Here is a 26,226-nt window from a genome sequence, read left to right as displayed (position 1 = left end):
AAAGAATTTTGAATTGTAAAGCTTTAAAAATAAATAGCATTTAAAATTTTTTTCTTATTCCAGAGTATTAAAATTCTTCTTTGAATTAATAAAATGTATTTTATAGTTTCAGAATTAACTAAAATTTAACTCTCAAAAGCTCAAATGATGCTTTCAGAATAACGTAAAAAATTAAATTTTGACTAAATTTGTCTAAACTATAAAATAAACAGAAAAATGAGTTACATTTCTTACATAGAAGCGAGACAGATTTTGGATTCTAGAGGGAATCCTACAGTTGAAGTTGATGTATTTACAGAAAGTGGTGCGATGGGTCGTGCTGCAGTACCTTCAGGAGCATCAACCGGCGAACATGAAGCTGTTGAGTTGCGTGATGGCGGTTCAGAATGGATGGGAAAAGGTGTTTCTAAAGCTGTAGAAAATGTAAGAGACGTTATTTCTCCGGAATTGGTGGGTCTTCCGGTTTTTGATCAGAATTTGATCGATCAGATCATGATTGAACTAGACGGAACCAGCAATAAAGGAAGTTTAGGTGCAAATGCTATTCTTGGTGTTTCTTTGGCTGCTGCAAAAGCTGCTGCTGCTGAATTAAAAATGCCTTTATATAAATATGTAGGTGGTGTAAATGCAAATACACTTCCTGTTCCGATGATGAACGTAATCAACGGTGGTTCTCACTCAGATGCGCCGATTGCTTTCCAGGAATTTATGGTAATGCCAGTAAAAGCAGATTCTTTCTCTCACGCTTTGAGAAAAGGAACTGAAATTTTCCATAATCTGAAATCTATTCTTCATTCAAGAGGATTGTCAACAGCAGTAGGTGACGAAGGTGGTTTTGCACCGACTTTCAAAGGAACTGAAGATGCTTTGGATACTTTACTTCAGGCTATTGAAAAGGCAGGTTACAAGCCGGGTGATGATGTAATGATTGCATTAGATTGCGCAGCTTCAGAATTTTATAAGGATGGAATTTACGATTACAGAAAATTCCAGACTGCAGATGCGCCTCAATTCTCAAGCAGCGAGCAGGTTTCTTATTTAGCTGAATTAGCAAATAAATATCCGATTATCTCTATCGAAGATGGTATGCAGGAAAATGACTGGGAAGGTTGGAAAATGTTAACTGATAAAATCGGTGACAGAGTGCAATTGGTTGGTGACGATTTATTTGTAACTAATGTTGAAAGATTGAAAAGAGGAGTTGACGAAGGAATTGCAAATTCAATTTTAGTTAAAGTAAACCAAATCGGTTCTCTTTCTGAAACAATGGCAGCTGTACAAATGGCTCAACACAACAAGTTTACATCTGTAATGTCTCACAGATCTGGTGAAACTGAAGATTCTACTATTGCAGATTTAGCTGTAGCAATGAATTGTGGTCAAATTAAAACTGGGTCTGCTTCAAGATCAGACAGAATGGCGAAATACAACCAGTTATTAAGAATTGAAGAAGCTTTGGGTGATACAGCTTATTTCCCAGGATTGGATGCTTTCAAAATCAAAAGATAATTAATTGAATTTGTAAATAACGGCGAACGAAATTTTTTGTTTGCCGTATTTTATAATAAATAGTATATTTAAAAAAAATAAATTAAATAATGTCAGACAACAAAGTTATATTGAATTACGACGGTAATTCGTATGAATATCCAATCGTGGATAGTACAATCGGAGACAGAGGAATAGATATTTCAAAATTAAGAGATCAAACAGGCCTTATTACCCTAGACTTAGGATACAAAAATACAGGTGCTACATTAAGCGACATCACATATCTTGATGGTGACCAGGGAGAATTATTCTACAGAGGATACCCTATCGAGCAAATCGCTGAAAAGTCAAACTTTACTGAAGTAATGTACTTGTTATTACACGGTGAATTGCCTACAACAGAACAGTTTGATACCTTCAACGGTAACATCAAAAAATATAACTTCGTAGCAGAGGAGATGAAAAAAATCATCGATGCTTTCCCTCGTTCTGCGCATCCAATGGGAGTTTTATCTACTCTTACTTCTGCTTTAACAGCGTTTAACCCTAAAGCGGTTAACGTACAGTCTAAAGAAGAGATGGATCTTGCTGCAGAATTATTGATTGCTAAATTTGCTCACCTTGCAGCTTGGACGTACAGAAAAACTCTAGGTTTACCATTAAACCACGGAGACAACAGCCTGAACTATGTAGAAAACTTCTACAAAATGGCGTTCAGATTACCAAATGAAGAATTTGAAATCAATCCTGTGGTAACTGCTGCTTTAGATAAATTATTAATTCTTCACGCTGATCACGAACAAAACTGTTCTACATCTACTGTAAGAATGGTAGGATCTGCTCATACAGGTCTTTTCGCTTCAGTTTCTGCTGGTATTTCTGCACTTTGGGGACCACTTCATGGTGGTGCAAACCAAGCGGTTATCGAAATGCTTGAGTTGATCGAAAAAGATGGTGGAGATGTTAACAAATGGGTAGCTAAAGCTAAAGATAAAAATGACAGCTTCCGTTTGATGGGATTCGGACACAGAGTGTACAAAAACTTCGACCCAAGAGCAAAAATCATCAAAAAAGCTGCTGATGATTTATTGGCTGCTTTAGGAATTGAAGACAAAGCGCTTGATATTGCAATGCAATTAGAAAAAGTAGCTCTTGAAGACGAATACTTCATCGAAAGAAAATTATATCCAAACGTAGATTTCTATTCTGGAATCATCTACAGAGCATTAGGGATTCCTACAGAAATGTTTACCGTAATGTTCGCATTAGGAAGACTTCCGGGATGGATCGCTCAATGGAAAGAAATGAGATTAAAAGGAGACCCAATCGGAAGACCAAGACAGGTATACCAAGGAGCTCAAAAAAGAGATTATATCGATATTTCAAACAGATAATATTGGTTTCTCATATCAATTTAAAATCCCAAAGTTTTTGCTTTGGGATTTTTGTTATTCTATAACTTAGGTTTTAAAAATTATTTTAAAATTTAACATAGATTTTGTGCTTGAATTTTTGCTGATTATCATTAATTCTATCTGTAAGTTTTTAGTTCATCAGATGAAATTAGTGAAGAATCAAAAATATTCAAAACCATCAAAAAACGTCTCAATCTTATCTAAATAAAAAGCTTTCCACATCACAACCGTTTGATTATATTTGCGTAATTCTCATTATTTATGAAATCGCCCTTGACTAAATTAAAGATAAATAAACAATATAAGGCGATTGCATTTGACCTTTAGAATAAAAATTTCTACAAATGAAATTAAATATAAAAAACGAAACCGGAAGACTGAGGTCGGTCGTATTAGGACAGCCCAATTCTATGGGTGGAATTCCCACTTTGGAAGATAGCTATGATGCTAAATCTTACTATACAATTGAGCACAATATGTATCCGAAAGAAGCAGATATCATCAGCGAAATGAATGCTTTTGAAGCTGTTTTGAAAAAATATGATGTCGAAGTTTTTCGTCCGGATATTATTCAAGATTACAATCAGGTTTTCGCAAGAGATGTAGCTTTTGTGATTGACGATAAAATGATTATATCAAATGTCATTGCAGACAGAGCAGACGAACAGGAAGCTTACAAAACTGTTTATGAAAAAGTAAAATGGAGAGACATTATCAATCTTCCGGAAACTGCTCATATTGAAGGTGGAGATGTTATCGTTTGGAATGATTTCATTTTTATCGGAACTTGTTTCAGTGAAGATTACAGAAGTTATAAGACAGCGAGAACCAATGAATACGCTATCGAAATTCTTAAAGAATATTTTCCTAAAAAGAGAATTATTGATCTTGAATTAAAGAAAAACGACAGAATTCCGTATGAAGGAATTTTGCATTTAGACTGTACATTCAATCCTATCGGAAAAGACAAATGCATTATCTATAAAGACGGATTTGTAGATGAAAGTGATTACAACTTAATCATAGATATTTTCGGAGAAGAAAACTGTTTCCATGTTACTGCCGAAGAAATGTTTGAAATGTTCCCGAATATTTTCTCTATTTCACCGGAAGTTGTGGTTTCAGACAAAGCTTTCACAAGAATGAACAATCATTTAAGAGATGTTTGGGGAATGACCGTTGAAGAAATTCCGTATAGAGAGATTTCTAAAATGGGAGGTTTGCTGAGATGTTCTACAATGCCTTTGGTAAGAGAATAGATTTTTGATTTAATAATTTAAAATCCTATAATTTTAAAATAAAACAAAATGCAGACAACAGATACAGTATTAATGATAGAGCCGATTGCATTCGATTACAATGCAGAAACGGCAGAAAATAATTATTTTCAAATAGAACAAAAAGGTGCAGATATTCAGTCAAAGGCTTTGGCAGAATTCAAAGTTTTTGTTGAAAAATTGAAAAGCAAAGGTATTAACGTTATCACCATAAAAGATACTATCGATCCACACACGCCGGATTCTATTTTCCCAAACAACTGGGTAAGTTTTCACAAAGATGGAAAAGTGGTTTTATATCCAATGTTTGCTTCAAACAGAAGAGTAGAGCGAAGAGAAGACATTATTGAAAGCATCAAAAATCAAGGTTTTGAAGTAGCTGAAATCGATGATTGGTCATTGCCCGAAATCCAAGGTCATTATTTGGAAGGAACAGGAAGCATGATTTTCGATCATGATAACAAAATTGCTTATGGTTCAGTTTCTTTGAGATTAGATGAAAACCTTTTCAGAGAATTTTGTACAAAATATGATTTTACACCTGTGGTTTTTCATTCATTTCAAACGGTTGGTGAAGAAAGACTTCCAATCTATCATACCAATGTTATGATGTGTGTAGCCGATAAATTTGTAGTGATTTGTCTTGATTGTATCGATAGCGAATTGGAAAGAAGCAAAGTTATTGAAACGATTAAAAATTCAGGAAAGGAAATCATCGAAATTTCTGAAGCGCAGATGCAGCAGTTCGCCGGAAACATGCTTCAGGTTCAGAATAAAGATGGCGAAAAGTTTTTGGTAATGAGCCAGACGGCTTACAAGTCTTTAGATGAAACTCAGGTTTCAAATATTGAAAAATACTGTGAAATTATCTATTCAGATCTAAATACCATCGAAGTCAACGGTGGTGGAAGTGCAAGATGTATGTTGGCGGAGGTTTTCCTTCCAAAGAAAAATTAAAAAAAATATTCATTTTCTAATTTTAAGTCCACTGTAGTAAAGCAAAAACCTTCCTCACTAAGCTTTCGCTCTACTTCAGTGGAATATTTTCCTTCTGATGTATAGAAAATTACTTCTTCAGTAGGACAAAATTCTACTTCATTAAGCATTATCCTTAGCTCAATAACATGCTGATTGCCCTCACTGTGGCAAACTTCTTCATCAGTAGAATAAATTCCCTGAGAAGTATTGTATATCACAACAAAATCATATATTTACCTTTCAATCTTTAAAATTAAAACACTTATGGGATTACTAAAAGAAGAGTATGTACCCGTTGCGGATGCATTACTAAACAGCTTAACTAGGGATTTGGATTTATTCCAATCGGAAAATCATCTTTTCACTTCAGATTACCTTGCAGGAATGCAGAACAAAACAGACGAGCTGAGGGCAAAAGAAACAGGAGATGCATTTCTTGTAATGCAAAAACAAACCACTCAGGATCTTTATGCTTTAGGAAATGACATCAACAAACCGATTAAGCTTCTCAATCTGGTATTGAAAAAATCCAACATCGAAACTTCTTTGGGGAGTAATGTTCTGAAGAAAATCAAAAAAAGAAACTTTGAAGGAGTACTGCAGGATCTTAAAGGACTTAAAGAGGTAATCAGTTCACAATCTGCCCTTCTGATTTCTAATGGTATGAAAGCGGATACTGAAAACGTTTTGGAAACAGCATTCAATACGATTACTGCAAAGAGCAATGAGCAGACTAATTTCAGGCAGCAGAGAAAAGCATTTACGTCAGTCAATAAACAACTGTATAGTGAAGTATATCAGTACATCAGTGATGTTGCAAAACTTGGAAAGATTATTTTTCAGGGTGAGCAAAAAGCTTCCGAATATACGATTGACAATCTTATTGCCTTGGTAAATGTTTCAAAAAAAGGAGGAACAGACGAAATTTCTAAAACTCCCAATTCTTAAATTCAAGATCGATAGGATTAGCCAATACTTTCTACTTTTCCCTATAAAGGACACTGAAAGTATTGGCTTTTTTATTAAAATTTACATATCATTTTCTTGCGTCAAGTTTTGTCGCAGTATCTCAATATATTTGTCACGTTAAAATGACAATATTCATATTAAATCTTATTTACGGTGAGATATAATTCGTTGATAAAATGTTAAATTCGCAAAAAAAATAATAACCAAATTATGAAAAAACTCTACATGAGTGCATTTTTACTATGTACTACCGCTGTATTGTATGCTCAGAATGTGCTATGGCAGAAAGACATTAAATCCAATACGCAGGATTTTCTATCGCAGGTCACCACAACAATAGACCAGCAATACCTTATTACAGGAAGTAGCATTCAGGCAAACAACAATCAATCATCAACTAACAACCAAAAACAGAACAACGGTTACGATTTCCATTTGGTAAAACTTGACCAACAAGGGAAGGAAGTTTGGGAAAAGTATTTCTCAGGGCAAAACCATGACTTTCTTTCGGCGACAGTTGCTACACAGGAAGGAGGTTTTCTTTTAGCCGGAACTTCTTTTTCAGGAAAAGGGCTGGATAAAAAAGATGCTTCCAAAGGTGGTTCTGATATCTGGCTGATCAGAATCAATGAATTCGGAGACGAACTTTGGCAGAAAACCTTGGGAACCTCACAGGATGAAGAAGCAAAATCTGTCATTCAAACCACGAATTTTGGATTCATGGTAGCTGGAAATGTTCAGAATTCACGCAACGGTTTTGGCTCTAAAGATGTCACGGTGACCACATTGGATAAGAACGGTAAAGTCCTTTCAGAATTAATTTTAGGTGGAAGAGGTTTGGATGAAGTGGAAAAAATAATTCCTACTCCGGACGGAGGTGCTTTGCTTGGAATGTACTCGAGAAGCGGAAAATTTATCAATGATAAAAGATTAATGATAAAATCAATGATCAATTATCATTTATCAATTATTCAAAATCTACCGAAAATTTTGGCGAAGGCGATTTCTGGATTGTAAAGCTGAATAAAGACGGTAAAGTGGAATGGGAAAAGAATTTCGGAGGTAAAGGTGATGACCATTTAAGAACCATGGCTTTTACTTCATCAGGATATATCATTGGCGGAGAATCGAGATCTGAAAGATCGGGTAATAAGACCGTTGGAATTGAAGAAGGAACAGATATTTGGTTGATTTCTTTAAATACAAAAGGTGATGAACAGTGGCAGAAATCCTACAATTTTAAAAACCGTGATATTCTGATGGGTATGAATGTGATCAGCGGAAAACCATTAACTGACAACCAACAACAGTCAATCAAAGGCGTTTTGCTGGGTGGTTATACGCAAGCCGAAGGAAGAATAGAAGCCGATGATGAAACATTCTGGATGCTTTATATCGATAATAACGGCAATGAACAATGGAGAAAACACGTAAAAGGAGAATCGAGAAAGAAAGAGGAAAGACTTTCTGATCTGAAGATGAACAAGGATGGTTCTATTGTTTTGGCAGGAACAAGTGCGGAAGAATTGGGAAAAGAGAACTGGAAGATTGTAAAGCTGGGAGACAGTCAGATTGATCAGTTGATCGAAAAGCAGGATATTAAGATTTATCCGAATCCGGTGAGTGATTACTGTTATGTAGAAGTTGGTTTTGATTTTAAGGAAGCTGATATTATTCTTTACGATATGGGAGGAAGACAATTGCAAAGTCTGAAAACGAAGAATAAAGTGACGAAGATGAATACGCAGAATCTCATTCAGGGAGCGTATCTGATTGTTGTGAAGACTGATGCCGAGAAAACTGCTAATGCTAAATTGATAAAAAAATAAAATACATACATGAGAAAAATTCATCTATTAACTTGTATATTCATACTATCTTCAACCTTTGTAAATGGGCAGGCCTTAGGTATGCAAAATATTACAACAGATTTACCACAAATCATACCTCCCTCTCCTACAGTATCATCACTGATGAAGTTTGAAGAAGTTCCGGTAAGTCATTACACCGGAGTTCCGGATATTTCTATACCTCTCATAAGTGTCCCTTCAAATTCAAAAGATATCTCAATAAACATCAGTCTGAAATATCATACATCCAGTGTTTCAGCAGACGAAATATCAAGTGATGTAGGTTTGGGGTGGAATTTATTTGCCGGTGGTACAGTATCGAGAACCGTTAAAGGTCATCCGGATGAAGAGCTGATTTTAGCATCGTCAAATAAGCCCGGAAAAATAGGGATCTATCAGACGACTCCTTCCGACTATACCAATAATTTCTATTATTTTTCGAAAAATTTATTGAATGATTATAAAACATATTATAAACCCAATTTATCTGCAAGTGATCAACTAATTGCAAATGAATTTATATGGACTGCAAACCGTACCGACAAATATGATACTGAACAGGATCTTTGGCAGTTTAACTTTTTTGGAAGAACGGGAAGGTTTTATATCAAAAAAAATGATTTTGGAGTTTTAGAAATTGTTCCTTTAGATCATTATAATATTAAAATTATTAATCATTATGACGGCAATACCTACAAACCGACAGGATTTACAATATTTGATGACAGAGGCTACAGCTATTTATTTGATATTATTGAAGTCTCTAACAATTCCGGAGGGGTAAGAAATTATTATTACGACAATGATGAAGTATTAACTCCGATTGATCATCTTTTTGAAGATAAAGAATTTAGCAGCTCTTTTCATCTTTCAAAGGTTATAGACTCTAATAATAATACTCTCGTTGAATATCACTATAATGAAAATGAAATAAAAGAAGGTTTTACCAAGGCTACTTACAGGGTTGCCGAATTTGGAAATTTAGGCAATAATCTATCTACAATTTATAAACTTTATAATATTTGTGGAGACTTCCCTCCTGTACAAAGTTTTAACAGATCTTCAACTACAGTCAGAGTAAAAAAACTTTCACAGATTGATATAACGGGAATAGGAAAAATAAAATTTAATTATCAGCAAGACAGAGAAGATACAAATCTTATACTACCGGAAACAGCATCATCACTTAAATCTGTAACACTCCTTAATTGGAATAATAGCTTTATAAAAAAATATAATTTTACCCAAGAATACAGAACGGTTCTGGAAAAAAGAATGTTTTTAAGTAAAATCGAAGAAATTGATAAAAACAACCAGATTGTAGGAAATTACAAATTTTCATATGAAAACAATGATTTTATTGGAAAGAGAATAGGAAAAGATTCTTGGGGATATTTTAATGCATTTGATGAGTGTGATATTAATACATCATTTGAATATCAAAGAAATACTAATCCAGCTTATTCAACGACAGATATTTTACAGAAAATTACATATCCTACAGGAGGGGCAACAATTTTTGATTTTGAATCTAATCAGTATTCATATATAGCTAACAATTTAATAACAGATTTTAGCGAAAATAAACCTTATACGCCATTATCTACAGATAATTTATACTTTCATAAGAATAGTGTTGATCATGTTGTGATACCAATGTCTACTTCAAATAGAAAAGCCGTATTCTATTCCAGTATCGTTTTAACAGATCTTAATACCAGGAAGTTTTCACTGGAAGTATATAACGGAACAGGTTGGGAAGTGGCTCAAAACAGTCTGTCCTGTCCTTCTTCAATCCCTGTTTGCTGTCTATCTTTTATTTTAGAAAAAAATAAGACTTATCGTGTAAAATGGTCAAACCTTGATGTTTATTATAATGGAACCGACATTTTGGGGATTCATTATTTTTCGGAAGATTCGGTTGAAAATAATTTTCTTTATGGAGGAGGCAATAGAATAAGAAGAATTGGTTATTTTGATAGCGATACTCCTGCAGATTACTATAAGTCTATAAATAATGGTTTTTCTGCACCTGCACAAGAAAAAAAATACATATACACCTATGATAATAATACAACATTAAGCAGTGGTTCTTTGGTAGATCCTAAACCATTATTTCGCTACACAGACAGTTTTTCGGCTAAGTTAAGATTCGGTCCTTACAATGTTGGTGCTTCATGTGGTGGTGTGCTAAACAGTTACAATTTTTCATGCGACATGGTGACTACCGAAAATAATATACCTCTTTTCAAAACACAGGGCAGCGCTGTTGGGTACAAATACATCACTGTAGAAGAAGGCGTTGATAAAGGAAAGATAACTTACGAATATACCTCTCCTCTGGATTTCCAAAATAGCCTATACCCGCAAGGTCCGCCATTTGTGCAACCTAAGGATTTTGATTATAAAAGAGGAAACTTAATTAAGCAAACTGTTTATGACAATAATTCACGTAAGCTTTCTGAAGTAGAAAATACTTATGCTTACGATGATTATGAAGAGTTTACCGGTGTAAAATTTACTAAACCCAACAGTATTTATAACGGGACAAGCCAAAATTATCCACAGACCTTTGCTGTCTATCAGCAGCTTTTAAACTCAGGCTGTATGATGTGTAATGGCAATTATTCTACCCCAAAAGAATTCTGGGGAGGAATGCCTATGGACAGCAATACTCCTAATTTTATTCCCGTTCCGGTTTTTGAAGCTTATGGCTGGACAAAGCTGATGTCTACAAAAACTACAAATTATTTTTATGAAAACGGAGCCCCAAGAATTTTAGAAAAGAATGAATCTTTTGAATATAATCCTTTAAATAAACAAATTTCTCAGCATATTGCAAAGACAGAAGATGGAGGTATACTTAAAACAAAGTATTTTTACCATTCAGGAAACTCATTGTATTCTCAAAACAGAATATCCGAAATAGAAAAGATAGAAAGTTATAAGGATGGGGAATTACTGGATACTAAGAAAATAAATTATGGAAACAGCTGGACTGGTAATGTTTCTTATCTTCCGAATCAAATACAATCTTCTTTCGGGAATGCAACTTTAGAAACACAAGTGACTTTTGACCAATATGATGCAAAAGGCAATATTCTACAGTATACTACAAAAGACGGGATTTCCACTGCAATCGTGTGGGGATATAACCGTACTCAGCCAATAGCCAAGGTGACGGGAGCCACATATACACAAGTGAGCAGTTTGGCAGTGGCAATTATTACCGCTTCAGACCTTGATGCTTCGAATCCTGCAAGCGAATCTGCATTGATTAGCGCCTTAGATGCATTCAGAAAATATTCTGCATTGTCAGGGTATCAAATTACCACCTATACGTACGATCCTTTAATTGGAGTAACGAGCACTACCTTACCTTCCGGATTAAGAGAAATATATTTATATGATTCTGCCAACCGACTGAAGGAAGTGAAACAGCAAGAAAGAGATTCTAATGGAACGCTGATTTACAAAACAGTAAAAGAATACAACTATAACTACAAACAATAAAAACCAGATCATGAAAAAAATAATCATCCCTATTTGTACATTGTTTGTAGCAGGAATTTCCCATGCACAGACTCTGAATACAGACCAAAATTATGTTTATTCAAAAACCTACCTTGAATATAATGGAACAACCATTTCTAAAACAGCAGAAACCGTTCAGTATCTTGATGGATTAGGAAGAGCCAAACAACTAATCAATATCAAAGCATCTCCTTTGGGTAGAGATGTAGTTTCTCATATTGTTTATGATCAATATGGAAGGCAAACATTAGAGTATCTTCCGGTACCCCAATCCGGAACAATGAACGGCGCTTTTATATCTTCCCCCCTTACCAATGCCACACAAAACGATATTTATGGATCTGAGAAAATATATGCCGAGAAAATACTGGAAAATTCTCCTCTAAACAGAGTTTTGGAGCAAAAACAGGTCGGTAATGCATGGAGCAATAAGCCTGTAAAGTTTGAATATAATGCCAATGCAGATGGAGAAGTGAAAAAATATACCGCTACATTTAATGAGTCAAATTTTGAATCTTCAATCAGTTTATCCGGAAATTACGTAGCCAATAAGCTGTACAAAACCATTGTAATTGATGAAGATCTGAACAAAACCATTGAATTTAAGAACGGGCAGGGACAAACCATCTTGGTAAGAAAGATGCTGGATGGTACAAACAGTGTCGATACGTACTATGTGTACAATAATTACAGTCAGCTGGCTTACGTCATCCCGCCTTTGGCTGTTGCAGCCAATGCTTTAAATGCAGCTACATTAAACAATCTTTGTTATCAGTATAAATACGATAACAAAAACCGTGTAGTAGAAAAAAAGCTTCCCGGAAAAGGCTGGGAATATATGGTGTATGATAAAGCCGACCGTCTCATTGCAACGCAAGATGCCAATTTAAGACCAGATTCAAAGTGGCTTGTCACAAAATATGATAAGTTCGGGAGAGTGATTTATACAGGAATTATGCCACTTCCCGGTCAAACCCGTGAAGGATTGCAAGCGATTACCAATAATTATGTGATCACTGAAAACAGAAGCGCACAAGGATTTACAATGAGTGGAATGCAGGTTTATTATACCAATGATTTATACAGCCAGATAGAAACCATTCTATCGATTAATTATTATGATACCTATCCAATAGGAACACCGGGCTTTACTCCGACACTTTCGGGAAATACCGTGATTACAGATGATTTTACGCAAAATATCAGCACCAAAAGTTTACCTGTAGCCTCATTTGTAAAAAACATTGAGGATAACAATTGGACTAAAAATTTCACATGGTATGATAATAAAGGCAGAGCCATTGCCTCGCATTCTATCAACCATTTGGGAGGTTATACCAAAACAGAATCTGAGCTTGATTTTTCGGGAACGCCGAAACAGGTGATAACAAGACATAAGAGATTGGACAGTGATACCGAAAAGGTGATTACAGAATCCTTTACTTATGACCATCAGAACAGATTACTTACCCATAAACATAAAGTGGATAATAATGCTGAAGAAATCTTAGCTCAGAATGAATACAACGAATTGTCCCAGCTGAAAACCAAGAAGATAGGCGGAATCAGTGTTTCTACACCACTGCAAATTGTCGATTATCAATACAACATCCGAGGCTGGATGACGCAGATTAATGATCCTGCTAATCTCAACAATAAGCTTTTCGGTTATGAAATAAAGTACAGCGATCCTGTAATTTCTACTCCAAAATTTAACGGAAACATTGCCGAAATCGATTGGGTAAAAAACTATACAGGATCTCCTACTATAAGAAGATACAGTTATCAATACGATAGTCTTAACAGATTAGAGCATGCCGGGTTTTCAGAGCCGTCTGGTTATAATCTTTCAGCAGGAATTTATGATGAAACGATGGTTTATGATCTGAACGGAAATATTCTGTCATTATCCAGAAATGCGGCTTCCTATTACAATACCCCGGAACAGATTGACGATCTGAAATATGAATATGAAGGAAACAGACTTTTGACGATCCAAGACTTTTCCGGAAACCTTACAGGATACGAAGGCGGTAGTAATACCATTAGTTATGACCTGAACGGAAATATGATTTCAATGCCGGATAAAATGATTGAAGATATTCAGTATAATCATCTTAATCTCCCGAGTAAGCTTAAAATTAATGGATTCAACAAAGGGTTAAAATATCTTTACAGAGCAGACGGAACAAAACTAAAGAAAAGTTTTATCGCAGCAAGTGGCAATGGAGCGATGTATTCTTCATCGACCGAATATCTGGATGGTTTTCACTATGCATCTTCTACGGGAGATGAATTGTGGTGGGCTTTGTATGAAGAATCTGGCGGAGCCTATGAAGGGGAAGCATTCATGAACGAAATTCACAATGGCAATTTTGATATCTCATTAAAATTTGTTCCCACATCCGAAGGTTTTTATGATTTCGAAAATAATGAGTACATTTATCAGTATAAAGATCATTTAGGAAATGTGAGAATGAGCTACAAGAAAGAGGGAAATGAATTGCAGGTAACCGACAGCAACGATTACTATCCTTTCGGAATGAGCTTTATAAGAAATGCAGAGGAAGAGGCGTATTTTGGAACGGGAAGTTATAAGAATTACAAATACAACGGAAAGGAACTTCAAGAAACAGGAATGTATGATTATGGATGGAGAATGTACATGCCTGACTTAGGTAGATGGGGTGTTGTGGATCCTTTAAGTGAAAAAGGACATAATTTTTCTCCTTACAATTATGCAATAAACAATCCGATACGTTTTATTGATCCAGACGGTTTATGGATTAGTATTACTGATGGAGATAATCAGTATCGATATTCTAAAGGACAGACACAGCATCAAGTAAATGGTAAATGGCAAGCAATTGATTCAAGCGTAACTTTATCAGATAACGTAATAGGAATTGTTGCAGGTCTGCAATCAATTGGAAGCGGAGGAGAAACAGGAGCGGGAATGATTTCTTATTATGATAATAAAAATCATGATATAAACATTCAATCTACAACAGGCGAAAATAATTATGAAAATGGAACTGCGTATATAAACCTTTCTTCAAAATCAAATTATCCAACAAGTGATGGTCAGGTTTCTGATTCTCCATTTTTTATAAAATTAGGGCATGAAATGGGTCATGGGATGGACCCTATGAAAAAGAGTGATTTGTTTGGACCGTGGGTTGGAGGAAAAACTCAAAATGATAAGGTAAGTCATTCTGAGATTTTTGCTTCACATATTGAAAACAAGCTAAGAGCAGAGAACGGATTACCATTGAGAGTGTCTTATATGGTTAATCCAAATAATAAAATTGCTAATGGTGTAGATTTGCAAACAATGCTAATTGACAGTACTGGTAATAGTGTCTATTTTAATGGTTATGGGCAAAATCTCCAAAATCAATTAAAACCTGGAGATCCATACAATGCTTTTATGGATTACATAGGTTGTGGAGAGCCCTTAAAAGGTAGATATAATTATTATAATAATGTAAAAAAGCAAAAAAAATGAAAAACTTTTTAATAATATATGTAGTTTTACTTTTTACCTGTTCTTGTAAAGCTCAAGATAATCAAAATTTAGAATCTAAAATTATTTCTTCTTATAAAATAAACGAGAAGAATATTCAAAATTGTAAAAAAGAAAGTGATGAACTTCGAAAGATGAAATATGAAGAATGGCTTGTCGAAACTACTTTTAAAGGATGTACAGCGAGATTAGAATATTTAAATTTCTTTAGAGAAAACAGTTTAAAAATGTTGGAGAAAACCTCAAACAAAGAAAATTTGTTAATAGTTAATTATATTAGTAACAACATAACTATACCGAGTGATACTAAAACTATTTTATATGTTAATAATAATTATTCTGGTATAAAACACTATACTGAATTTGTAAATAATACAGCTATCGAAAAAAATGAGGAATTTGAGGTAAGTAAATTTGAAATTGATATTATTGAAAAAATTGATGAGTATTTGAAAACAGGTAAATCAGAATATTTTAGCAATAAAAGTAATGGACAAATTGGTTTGTATAGACATTGGAATGTTATTGCAAGAAATAATGGGAAGGTTAAAATGATTGAATTGTTTAGAATAAAATAATGCCTCGCTCCCGCACGATTGTATTGTGTGGAAGATCATAATTAATCTTGTATTTTACGAGCTTGCTTATCAATACAAGTACAACGGAAATGAACTTCAAGAGACCGGAATGTATGATTACGGAGCAAGATTTTATATGCCTGATATTGGAAGATGGGGTGTTGTAGATCCGCTGGCGGAGAAAACGAGAAGGTGGACTACCTATGTATATGCAGCAAATAACCCCATAAGATTTATTGATCCAGATGGAAGAACTTGGGGAGATCCTAAAGACCAAGAAACATTAACAAAAAATGTTAATAATAGAATTGAAAAATTAACTGGAAATATTAAGAGTATTCAGTCAAAAATTGATCAAGGAAAACTGAGTGAAAAAAATCTTGAAAGTTTAAATAATCAATTAAATGAAAATAAGGATAAACTTGAATATATGAATCAATCCCTTACTGATATTAAAACAATAGCAGAAGCTAAAGAAATATTTTATTTAACTACTCCAGGAGGAAATGGAGATCATGGGGTATTAAAAATTACTGATAAAAACGGAAAAGTTAGAATTAATATTGAAGGTAATGGGTCTGCCTTGTATTTACATGAGATCCGGCATGTTGGACAGGGCTATGAAGCTGGAGGCTTAAGATTTAATAAAAAAGGGCAAATGTTTAATCCTGCTATAACCCCAGATAATCAGGATTTTGCGAAAGCTAGAGCACTAGAAGTAGAAGCATATAAAGTAGGCTTTTCATATGATAATGATAGTTATCCAATTCCTTCTGCAAGTTCTTTAAGTGATATCAATGAGACAACTTTGATGCAGATTGGTGGAGGAGCTTTATATCAATCGTTGCAAGATCCCAAAAAAAGATAAAATGAAAAATATTTTTATAAATATCGTTAGCATTTTAACAATGCAAATTTTTTATGCTCAAAACTTCAAACCAGGGCTATACATTAAAAAAAACATGACGGATAAAATAGAATTTAAAAATAATGGCTCATATATTCTTTATAATGTACAGAACTTAGGTCATTTAGCTTTAGATCAATGTGATACTCTATCCATTGGACAATGGAAAATAATTAGCAATGATATTTTAGATTTAACTAGTGAAAACTATTATAAAGAACAATTAGGATATAAGTATGAATTAGAAAAAAGTAATAAAGGATCTCAAGATAGTATTTATATTGATATTAAGTTATCCGATAATTCTAAAGAATCAATCCCTACTCCTGAATTTAATATATTATTTAATTATAAGACAGCTAAACAAATTAAAACTAAGAGTAATAAAATTAGAATCTCAAAAAAGGAATATTTTCTTTTTGGTAAAAATAATAGGATTTCATTAGACTTAGTTTTTAAGACTTCTGGTAAAGTATTTTACAGTAATCGATTGAAATACAATATTTTGCAAGATTATGCTTTAAATTTAGAAAGCAATAATTTTTTCACAATAAATTTGCCTTATTTTAATCAATGTTTTTTTTATTTTGAGCCGTACTATCACAGTTATATATATATTAAGGATAAAAATACTTTAATTTGGAAAGGGGAAGAATGGATAAAAAAATAAAACCGGATAATGTAGGTAATGTTTCAGAAGTGGGCAATGTATCAGAAGTGTTGGTTTTCTTTGTTAATAGATGTTTAGAATAGATAATTAATAAAAACTATTAAAAAAGAGTAACTAAATCGTTACTCTTTTTATTTTTGAACGACATTTAACCTTTCAAATACAGTCTAATTTCTATAGGTATTCTAGATCTGTTGGTGAAAACAATAAGAGTATTAAATACAATGAAATAGAAGGGCTTGAAACACCAGACGTATTAGATGGAGCTTTACAGGTAAAACCAAAGTTTAATGGGAATATCGCTGAAGTAGACTGGCGAACTGCTACCAATTTTAATGACAATCTTAGAAGATATGGGTATGTATATGACGGATTGAATCGATTGAAAGCAGGATTTTATCAAAATGAAGAAAATCCTTCAGCAACAGAATATTATGAAAAGTTAACATATTACTTAAACGGAAAATATTACGAATCTGAAAAGATCAGCTTCAAAAGATGGAAATGCTTTCGCTGCAATTATCGATAACCTTACCTATACTTATAATTATCCATTAACAGGGAACAGGCTGAATTCTGTGACAGATTCATCAACAGATTACAGAGGTTATCCCGATACGTCAGGAATTACAATAAATTACGATAGCAATGGTAACATGAAAAACCATGTCGATAAAGGAATAGAAAATTTAGATTATAATTACCTTAATCTTCCGAATTATATTCTTTTTAATTTTGGCTTACCTACCAGAGGAGGAATTATCAGGAACAATTTGAGTTATCTATATCGTGCCGATGGAGTAAAGCTGAAAAAGATTTATAATTATGCGCCAGCAAACCCAGATGGAACAGTGATGGAACTTTCAACTGAAGTAATAGACTACATCGATGGTTTTCAGTATAAAGGAAACGGTAAGACAGGGAAAGGTGGATTTACATCACTATTATTTTATCCGACAACACAAGGTTACTACGATTTTGTAAAAAATAAGTATATTTACAACTATGCAGATCATTTGGGAAATACCAGGTTAAGTTATTTTCACAATGGCAGCAGCGTAGAAGTTCTTGAAGAAAGTAATTATTATCCATTTGGGTTGAAGCATGAAGGATATAATCCTACGGCTGGAAATCCTAATTATCAATACAAGTACAACGGTAAGGAACTGCAAGAGACCGGAATGTATGATTATGGAGCAAGGATGTATATGCCTGATATAGGAAGATGGGGTGTGGTAGATCCGTTGGCGGAGAAAGATAGACGCTGGACTCCATACCGATATGCTTATAATAATCCTCTCCGTTTCATTGATCCAGACGGTAGAAATGAAGAGTTAGTAATAACAGGACAAGATGCTGATATTGCAGTAAAAGAATTAAATGATGATTCAGCGTTAAAATTATCACGAAATAACCAAACAGGAAAAGTTTCTATTGATAATAAATCTAAAATAAATTATAAAAATCTTTCTGCTGTTGATAAAAAATTATTTGATGTAATTGAAAGTACGGATAAGACAATCAATCTATCAACCACACGAGATTTAATTAAGACAACTCCACAAGGAGGACAAGAGGCTTTTGTGATTGGCAAATTTCACGGTCAAACATCAGCTAATGCAAATCCAGAGGTTAACGTTATTCAATCACAAGGATTAGAAAATTCAGGAGGACAGACTTCCGGAACATCAATTAGGCATGAAATATTTGAATCATTTATTGCTGTTGAATTAGCTCAATCATTTGACCTTTTGAGGAATTTCGGAGTTATAGGACCAAATTCTTCTAGTATAAATTTCTATCAACCAGCACATGATGCAGCCAAGTCACTTGATCCTAGTTTTAATTTTACACCACAAGGTAATCAGCTATATTTACAAAAATCATCATCGGGACAACCGTCTGCATTATGGTATAATTCAAATAAAAACGCAAATATAAATTCTACAGGATGGATAAAACTGCAATAATCAAAAATATGGTTTTAATAGTTTGGGTATTATTCCCTTTATCATTAATAAATTGCCATAAAATAAAAAAAGAAAATGAAGATTGTTATTTTATTTTTAAAAAAGAAAGTATTAAAGATTTAATTCTATTGCACGGGAATAATAAAAATGACACATTATTATTCGTTATAAGACAAAAAAAAATTAAAGCAAATAGTAATTATGAATGTATACAAGTTAACTCAAACATGTCTAAAATTGATCATATAAAATTAGATGGAGAATTAGTTTATTTCAATTATAAAATAAAAGTTGCTGGTAAAGATTTAAAAATAAATGTCGGAAGCACTTCTCCAGGTTCTCAAAAAATTATTAATTCATATTCAAGTTTTCCTTATTTTATAAAATAGTAATCAATATAAGTACAACGGCAAAGAACTTCAAGAGACAGGAATGTATGATTATGGTGCAAGATTTTATATGCCCGATATTGGAAGATGGGGTGTTGTAGATCCGCTGGCGGAGAAGTATCGCAGATGGTCCCCATATAACTATGTCATGAATAATCCGATTAGATTTATTGATCCTGATGGAATGCAAGTGATGGATCCTGGTGATAAATTTAAAACATTAAGAGATGCAGCAAAAGATTTTGGAAAAGAATATAATGGTCTTTCGATTAATTATAATATTGAGCTTCGTACGATGTTTTATAAAGCGACTGCTGAAAATGGTGAGTCCTATTACAGTTATTCTATTCCGAATATTGGCTCTGCAGGTATGGCTGGGACAATTAATCCTGATGAATTGGCAGATGTGTCGAAAAAAGGAGAGATTGTTGCTGATGGTCATACTCACTCAGGTGATACGTCTGTACTTCAAATTGATGGCAAAGATTATAGTGAAAATAGTAGATTTTCAGATCAAGATATATCACTTTACAACAATACTAATACAGAAACAGGTGGAAAAAAAGTAGATAATGGTTTTAAAAAACCTGTCATTGGATATGTTGCTACTGGAGACGGTGGTTTAAGGGAGTATATACCTGGTATTAGCAATGAATCTAATTCTAAGAAAAAAGATGCTAATAATCAATTTATTAAAAACTATGATATTCCAGTAGCTACAGATTTGCCTTCTGATCCTGCTTCAAAGACATTAAGACTTAATAAAATCTCACCAACACATATGCCCAACAAATTACCAAAGGGCTTTAGTCCTGATGATTATAAAAAAAGATATTAATTATGCTTAGAAAAATCTTATTTATTTTTTGTGTGTTGCCAATATGCCTGATTGCTCAACAGGCTAAAACAAAAAAATGCAAAGATAACAATAGAGCAATTGATCAACTTCCTTGCAAAATTATCAATCGCTATGGTGCAGATATTTTTCCCGATGAAGAAATGTTAATTAAGTACACTGATATTCTTATAAGTAAAAGAGAGTTGTTAGATCCAGAAAGGGCTAAACCTTATCAGATTAGTTTAATAGCGGATAATAAAGTTTGGCATGTTGTTGTGAAAAGCTATAACTGTAGGTATTGCAAAATATATATCAATATTAATAAAAATACAGGTGAAGTGTTAAATTTTTATAGATCAGAAGACTAATTCATAGCTACAACACAGATTGCTTATCAATACAAGTACAACGGCAAAGAACTTCAGGAGACGGGAATGTATGATTACGGTGCAAGATTCTATATGCCGGATATTGGGAGATGGGGTGTTGTAGATCCGCTGGCGGAGAAGATGACCCGTCATAGTCCTTTCAACTATGCGTTTAATAATCCAATAAGATTTATTGATCCGGATGGAAGACAGGGAAAAGATGTGACTATTACAGGAGGAGCTGCCACGATTGCATTAATGGAATTACAGAAATCGGTTTCTTCTGAACTAACTTTAAGCAAAGATAGTAACGGAAAAGTTTCTTATACCCAAAATAATCCAAAGTCAAGATTATCTTCTGATGCACAACAATTAGTTGATGCTATTGATAATCATTCTGTAAACGTAAATGTTAAGGCTGAAAATACAAATAGAACAGAAAAAAGGAATTTATATATTGGAGGCGCTTTTTCAGGAAATAAAACTAGATATCAATTTAGTAAAAATGGTTCTTTCGATGCGATTACAGAAACATTACAAGAAGTTAATCCTAGTGTTTTAGGCTTAATTAGTAATTATTTTAATAAGCCAGGAGCAGATATATTACATGAAGTTACCGAATCTTATAAGGGAGCTTTAATAAGTAGAATTTTAGGGAAAGACGTTGGAATACCAACACAGGAAGAAAGTGAAGATCCTTTTAGTATATATAATTTATCTCATTATGGCGCTACTCCACAATCTTCGCCTATAGAAAATTTCCAAATTAATTATTATGATAAAGATGGAAACCAGACAAACACTCTTGAAAGATCAGGAAGAGGAGAAGCTATATTCAGAAATGGCAATAAAATCCCTTTAATAATTCCAATTCAACCTTAATATGAAAAAAATATTAATTATAACCATCTTAATGTCAATTATATCTTGTAAACCAACTTCAAAAATGGTATCAGGAGTTGATTATAAAATAATAAAGATAGATTCTCTTGAAACTATTTATATAATTTATGCTGAAAAATCCGATGTATCTATTAGAAATTCAAAAATTATAAAAATTGCATCATCAAAGAAAAATAATAAGTGCAAAAGAAAAAACTTAATAAATATTGGTCAAATTTATAAATTAAATCTTGTCTCCTTATATCCTGAAAACTTTGTCTCACATCACAACTTAGGAGGTATTACTTATAATAGTATCTATGTCCCGTTTGATAAAGATTATAATGTTAAAAAAGATTTATTTATTACTGAAAATTTAGAGGGATTATGCTATAAAATCTCAAAATGAAAGTATTAAAATAAACAAGCCGTAAAGACAGATCATTTGGGAAATATGAGAATGAGCAACAAGAAAGAGGGGAATGAAATTGCAGTAACTGATAGCAACGATTACTATCCTTTCGGAATGAGCTTTATAAGAAATGCAGAGGAAGAGGCGTATTTTGGAACGGGAAGTTATAAGAATTACAAGTACAACGGAAAGGAACTCCAAGAGACGGGAATGTATGACTACGGCGCAAGATTCTATATGCCCGATATTGGAAGATGGGGTGTGGTGGATCCTCTTGCTGAAAAAATGACGAGACATAGTCCTTTCAACTATGCGTTTAATAATCCAATAAGATTTATTGATCCGGATGGAAGAGAAGCAACAGATATTTACAAAATGGATAAATTAGGTAATCTTACTTGGATGGCGGAATCTAAAACAGATGTAATTTATGCCGAGAAGAATTTTGATAATAACGGAAATCTCAAAGAAAATAATGACGGCGGTGTAGAAGTTGGAGAAAAAGGATATGTTGCAAAAAATTCGGGATCGAAAGACGTAAATATTAGAGAGGGTGACGAGATTATCACAAAAACTTATAATTATTTAAAATTTGGGAGTAAAAAAGAAAAAGCTCAAGAAGCATTTGATTATTTTGCCGAAAATACAAATGTAGAATTTAGTAGATCGTTATTTACAAATAATAAAAACCAGGGGTTTAATTTTGTTGGTACTATACATGAGAGCGATAAAGTTCCTGTGGTATCTTTAGGGGCTAATTTAGTAGAAAATGAGCACAATCACCTTGATCCTTCTACATTTAATCCAAGCGGATTTAATATAAACTATTCAGCAGAAACTGGGAAATTTAATTTTAGTAAAGGTTTACCAACTGGAGATATTAAGGCAGCACAAGCTTATCCAAATGCTAAATTTCTTTTATATGCTCCAAATTATAAAGGAGGTGCACTTAGAGTGCAATATGATGGACAAAGCATTATTTCAATAACTAACGAGGGTAAAAAAACAAAATGAAAAATACAATTTTAATTATTGCTCTGATTTTAATAAATTCTTGTAAAGCTCAACAAAAAACAATTAAATCATTAAGTGACAATAAGCTAACTGATAAAATTATCAATCAGTTTTCTAATAAAGCTAATGTAAAAATTGATAATTCTATTTTTGCTTTATACTTTCAAGAATATCCCAATATAACAGAGATACACAATGATAATGCGACAGATTATACTCATGATGGTATTACAATTACAATTTATAGGTTTGAAAGTGTAAATCAAATAAATGAATTTAGTAAGGATTATGAGGTGTATAAAAAATCAAATAAAATATTTTACATTTTTAATAAGAATAGTAATCCCAAAACATTAAGTTCTTTCAAAATAAATAAACAATCTCACTTTGATACGACAGTTATTGATGATGGTTATGATCCTAAATCATGGACTATTACTTTTAATCGTGACGGCGACTTAGAAAAATGCTCCCCTTATGATTGTAATTAAAACTGACGTTGATATTTTCCCCGCTCTGCGAAGTTTGTAACCTTCGTAGCAGATAAACATAAAACCTCGCAAAATGCGAGGTTTTATGTTTATAAAGCGGCTACATTTTTATTAAAGAAGTCTTTAAATTTAGATTTTGTGAGCATCCCATCAATAATACGGTAGATTGCGTTTTTGTCTTCCCCTGCTGATTTAGGAACTGATCTTTTTGGTTATAAAATAAATTACAACCAAGTAGAAGGCTTATCCATACCCCATTCAGACTTTCCATCACTTTTAGTTAAGCCAAAGTATAACGGAAATATTGCCGAAATTTCATGGAAAACTCTAACAGAAGAAAATGAACCACTCAAGAGATACGGCTATGTGTATGATAATCTAAACAGGCTTAATGCAGGTTTCTATCAAAAGGCAGGTGCCGAAAATGCGCAAGAATATTATGAAAGATTAGAATATGATCTTAACGGAAATATCACAAGGCTTCAGCGCTCAGAAGGACTTGCACCCGGAAGTAATACAGCAATGCGTATTGATAATCTGAAATACGACTATATGGGTAACAGACTTACAAAAGTTACCGAAGAGCAGATTGGAAACAGCAATGGTTATCCGTATTTAGCATCTCATAATACAATAGAATATGATAATAATCTATCAGATGGAAACGGTAACATGACCAAGCATTTAGACAAAGGCATTAATGCGATTATATATAATTATTTGAACTTACCTTCTCAAATTGCGAGAGGAAGTGGAAGAAGAACTAATATATCTTCATATACTTACAGAGCCGATGGTACTAAGCTTAAAAAAACAATATCCACCGGAAATGTTTTTTCAAACTCTGAAACTGATTATTTAGATGGCTTCCAATATGATAATAAAAATGGCTTCAGCGTACTAACACCTGTGTTAAAATTTGTACCAACTTCCGAAGGATATTTTGATTTTGAAAAGAATCAGTATATTTACAATTATGTTGATCATTTGGGAAATGTGAGAATAGGTTATTCGGATTCTAATGGAGATAATTTCATTCAGCCTAGAGATTTGAGTGTACAGCATTGCGAAGATATGGGAGACGGTAATATTGCATGCTTTAATGATTGGGTACCGGGAGAAGTGGTAGAAGTGAATAATTATTATCCTTTCGGATTAATGCATAATTATGCGGGGACTACATTAAATAATTATCAGTATAAGTACAACGGTAAAGAGTTGCAAGAGACGGGAATGTATGATTATGGTGCAAGGATGTATATGCCCGATATTGGAAGATGGGGTGTAATAGATCCACTAGCAGAAAAATACAGAAGATGGACTCCTTATAATTATGTAATGAATAATCCTATTAGATTTATTGATCCTGATGGAATGAGAGCAAGTACCGATGAATATAGCCAAAGAAAAGATATCATCAAAATCATGAATAACGGAAAAATAGAACGTACTCCAGATAATAATCCTTATGATACAATTACAAACGAAGATGGCTCTGCGTCAATAAAAATTGACCGAACAAATGTATCAGATAAAAATCCAACGGGTGATTCTCAAATTGGAGGTCAAAAAACTTTACCATTTGAAACTCCTGGTCATGATGGTGTGCCAGGAGGAACCGAATATTCTTATTTAAAGATAGATAATAATGATGTTGCCCAACAGTTTTTTGAATTTGCGGCAGAAAATACAGGAGTTGAATTTACTAGAGATGAGTTTTCTTTCTCAGATGGATTTTCTTCAAATATAATTGGAACTAATCATTCAGCAAATGAAAGTATTAGTTCATATTACGTAATACCACATTTGAATTTAGGAGGTAATTCGTTTCATATCATAAGTGAAACTTCTGGTATTAATTATGATCACTCACATCCTTTTGGGTCTAATATTGCTCCAAGTGGTTTTAGCGCAAGTTTTAGAGGAGCTGCAACTCCATCTTTTTATAAAATAGTTACAGGCTCAGGAGATTATTTAATGGGTGGACGAGAAAAATTTAATGCATTACATGTCTACTCATCATGGAAATATCCATCACCAGGTAAAGGTTATATAAAGTATGATGGAAATAATGCGACATTTGTTGGAGCAAACAAAAAATAAATTATGAATAAACTACGTACACCCTTTTTTCTTTTACTTTTTTTCTTAACAATATCATGTAAAAGTCAGAATTATAAGGAAACAAAAAATATTATTATTAATTCAGTTGAAAGCTACATAAAGTATAAAAATGAAAATGCTACGATTGATAATAAAAAGAACATTATAATAATTGGAGCAAACAGTGCTAATGATAAAGATAAAAATATAAGCGTAAGTTTTTATTTTATAAATCCCAATCTTTTAGTGAATTTTAATTATTCCAAGGTTTATTCAATGAATAAGTATAAAATAGCGATTGATAAATCATTAAATAAATCAGATATTCTAGAGTATGCATTTAAAGACTTTGAGATACCGTATGAAAATTTCAATTTAGCAAAATTGCCCTATTCTTATAATCATGATTATTGGAATCTGATAATAGACTCAAATAGTGAAATAATAGAAATTTTACCTGAGGAGAAATCTAAAGAAATTAAAAATATCTTGGAAAAGAAAGGAGTGAAAATATCTAAGAATTACATAGAATGATTCCCTTTGCTCCCGCTGCGCAAAGTCTGT

At 33.1% G+C, this 26,226-nt stretch carries 21 protein-coding genes and 3 pseudogenes; 23 read left to right on the top strand and 1 reads right to left on the bottom strand.

Features of this window, described 5'->3' with window-relative positions; genetic code table 11:
• The first annotated feature begins 216 nt into the window (after positions 1–216).
• The 4 genes from eno (at position 217) to ctlX (ending at position 5,140) form a co-directional block, all read left to right on the top strand.
• Entirely contained in the window at positions 217–1,509 is a 1,293-nt protein-coding gene (gene eno, locus OEA66_RS06975; protein WP_267280707.1) for a phosphopyruvate hydratase, read from the top strand.
• Positions 1,510–1,598: 89 nt separating this feature from the next.
• Positions 1,599–2,885, top strand: coding sequence for a citrate synthase (locus OEA66_RS06970; protein ID WP_267280706.1), 1,287 nt, complete (start codon positions 1,599–1,601; stop codon positions 2,883–2,885).
• 365 nt (positions 2,886–3,250) lie between these two features.
• Entirely contained in the window at positions 3,251–4,165 is a 915-nt protein-coding gene (locus OEA66_RS06965; protein WP_267280705.1) for a dimethylarginine dimethylaminohydrolase family protein, read from the top strand.
• A gap of 48 nt (positions 4,166–4,213) precedes the next feature.
• Entirely contained in the window at positions 4,214–5,140 is a 927-nt protein-coding gene (gene ctlX, locus OEA66_RS06960) for a citrulline utilization hydrolase CtlX (RefSeq protein ID WP_267280704.1), read from the top strand.
• Here the strand turns inward: ctlX and OEA66_RS06955 are convergent.
• Positions 5,137–5,379, bottom strand: coding sequence for a hypothetical protein (locus OEA66_RS06955; protein WP_267280703.1), 243 nt, complete (start codon positions 5,377–5,379; stop codon positions 5,137–5,139). The genes ctlX and OEA66_RS06955 overlap by 4 nt on opposite strands.
• 46 nt (positions 5,380–5,425) lie before the next feature.
• Between OEA66_RS06955 and OEA66_RS06950 the strand changes: the two genes are divergently transcribed.
• The 19 genes and pseudogenes from OEA66_RS06950 (at position 5,426) to OEA66_RS06860 (ending at position 26,196) form a co-directional block, all read left to right on the top strand.
• On the top strand, positions 5,426–6,109 hold the full coding sequence (locus tag OEA66_RS06950) for a hypothetical protein (protein WP_267280702.1): 684 nt from the start codon (positions 5,426–5,428) through the stop codon (positions 6,107–6,109).
• 231 nt (positions 6,110–6,340) lie between these two features.
• A complete protein-coding gene (locus OEA66_RS06945) occupies positions 6,341–7,147 on the top strand; it encodes a hypothetical protein (protein ID WP_267280701.1) in 807 nt (268 codons plus the stop codon).
• Between the two features lie 20 nt (positions 7,148–7,167).
• Positions 7,168–7,959, top strand: coding sequence for a T9SS type A sorting domain-containing protein (locus tag OEA66_RS06940; protein WP_267280700.1), 792 nt, complete (start codon positions 7,168–7,170; stop codon positions 7,957–7,959).
• Between the two features lie 9 nt (positions 7,960–7,968).
• Positions 7,969–11,493, top strand: a complete 3,525-nt coding sequence (locus OEA66_RS06935) for an RHS repeat domain-containing protein (RefSeq protein WP_267280699.1) — start codon at positions 7,969–7,971, stop codon at positions 11,491–11,493.
• 10 nt (positions 11,494–11,503) lie between these two features.
• A complete protein-coding gene (locus tag OEA66_RS06930; protein ID WP_267280698.1) occupies positions 11,504–15,022 on the top strand; it encodes a DUF6443 domain-containing protein in 3,519 nt (1,172 codons plus the stop codon).
• Complete coding sequence (locus OEA66_RS06925; RefSeq protein WP_267280697.1) at positions 15,019–15,618, top strand: hypothetical protein; 600 nt, start codon at positions 15,019–15,021, stop codon at positions 15,616–15,618. Before OEA66_RS06930 ends, OEA66_RS06925 begins: the two co-directional genes overlap by 4 nt.
• Before the next feature lie 64 nt (positions 15,619–15,682).
• Positions 15,683–15,871: pseudogene (locus tag OEA66_RS20505) on the top strand (RHS repeat-associated core domain-containing protein); the annotation flags it as partial.
• Positions 15,872–16,487: 616 nt separating this feature from the next.
• Positions 16,488–17,195, top strand: a complete 708-nt coding sequence (locus tag OEA66_RS06915) for a hypothetical protein (protein WP_267280695.1) — start codon at positions 16,488–16,490, stop codon at positions 17,193–17,195.
• A gap of 578 nt (positions 17,196–17,773) precedes the next feature.
• A complete protein-coding gene (locus OEA66_RS06910) occupies positions 17,774–19,165 on the top strand; it encodes an RHS repeat domain-containing protein (protein ID WP_267280694.1) in 1,392 nt (463 codons plus the stop codon).
• A complete protein-coding gene (locus OEA66_RS06905; RefSeq protein ID WP_267280693.1) occupies positions 19,147–19,554 on the top strand; it encodes a hypothetical protein in 408 nt (135 codons plus the stop codon). Before OEA66_RS06910 ends, OEA66_RS06905 begins: the two co-directional genes overlap by 19 nt.
• 4 nt (positions 19,555–19,558) lie before the next feature.
• A pseudogene (locus OEA66_RS06900) lies at positions 19,559–19,751 on the top strand (RHS repeat-associated core domain-containing protein); the annotation flags it as partial.
• Complete coding sequence (locus tag OEA66_RS06895) at positions 19,739–20,392, top strand: DUF4329 domain-containing protein (RefSeq protein WP_375379293.1); 654 nt, start codon at positions 19,739–19,741, stop codon at positions 20,390–20,392. The pseudogene OEA66_RS06900 and the gene OEA66_RS06895, both read left to right, overlap by 13 nt.
• A 2-nt stretch (positions 20,393–20,394) precedes the next feature.
• A complete protein-coding gene (locus OEA66_RS06890) occupies positions 20,395–20,760 on the top strand; it encodes a hypothetical protein (RefSeq protein ID WP_267280692.1) in 366 nt (121 codons plus the stop codon).
• 21 nt (positions 20,761–20,781) lie between these two features.
• A pseudogene (locus tag OEA66_RS20500) lies at positions 20,782–20,979 on the top strand (RHS repeat-associated core domain-containing protein); the annotation flags it as partial.
• Positions 20,980–21,643: 664 nt separating this feature from the next.
• Complete coding sequence (locus tag OEA66_RS06880; protein ID WP_267280691.1) at positions 21,644–22,051, top strand: hypothetical protein; 408 nt, start codon at positions 21,644–21,646, stop codon at positions 22,049–22,051.
• A 51-nt stretch (positions 22,052–22,102) separates the two neighbouring features.
• Positions 22,103–23,068 carry an RHS repeat-associated core domain-containing protein gene (locus tag OEA66_RS06875; RefSeq protein ID WP_267280690.1) on the top strand — a complete coding sequence of 322 codons (966 nt, stop codon included), beginning with the start codon at positions 22,103–22,105 and terminating at the stop codon, positions 23,066–23,068.
• The gene (locus OEA66_RS06870) at positions 23,065–23,559 is read left to right on the top strand and encodes a hypothetical protein (RefSeq protein ID WP_267280689.1); all 495 of its coding nucleotides are present in this window, start codon (positions 23,065–23,067) and stop codon (positions 23,557–23,559) included. The genes OEA66_RS06875 and OEA66_RS06870 overlap by 4 nt, the downstream gene beginning before the upstream one ends.
• A 174-nt stretch (positions 23,560–23,733) precedes the next feature.
• A complete protein-coding gene (locus OEA66_RS06865; protein WP_267280688.1) occupies positions 23,734–25,662 on the top strand; it encodes an RHS repeat-associated core domain-containing protein in 1,929 nt (642 codons plus the stop codon).
• 3 nt (positions 25,663–25,665) lie between these two features.
• Complete coding sequence (locus OEA66_RS06860) at positions 25,666–26,196, top strand: hypothetical protein (protein ID WP_267280687.1); 531 nt, start codon at positions 25,666–25,668, stop codon at positions 26,194–26,196.
• Positions 26,197–26,226 lie beyond the last annotated feature (30 nt).

This window comes from Chryseobacterium luquanense (assembly GCF_026460945.1).
Classification (GTDB): domain Bacteria; phylum Bacteroidota; class Bacteroidia; order Flavobacteriales; family Weeksellaceae; genus Chryseobacterium; species Chryseobacterium luquanense.
The sequence above is the reverse complement of the archived record's forward strand: the minus strand, read 5'-3'. Positions and strand labels throughout refer to the sequence as shown.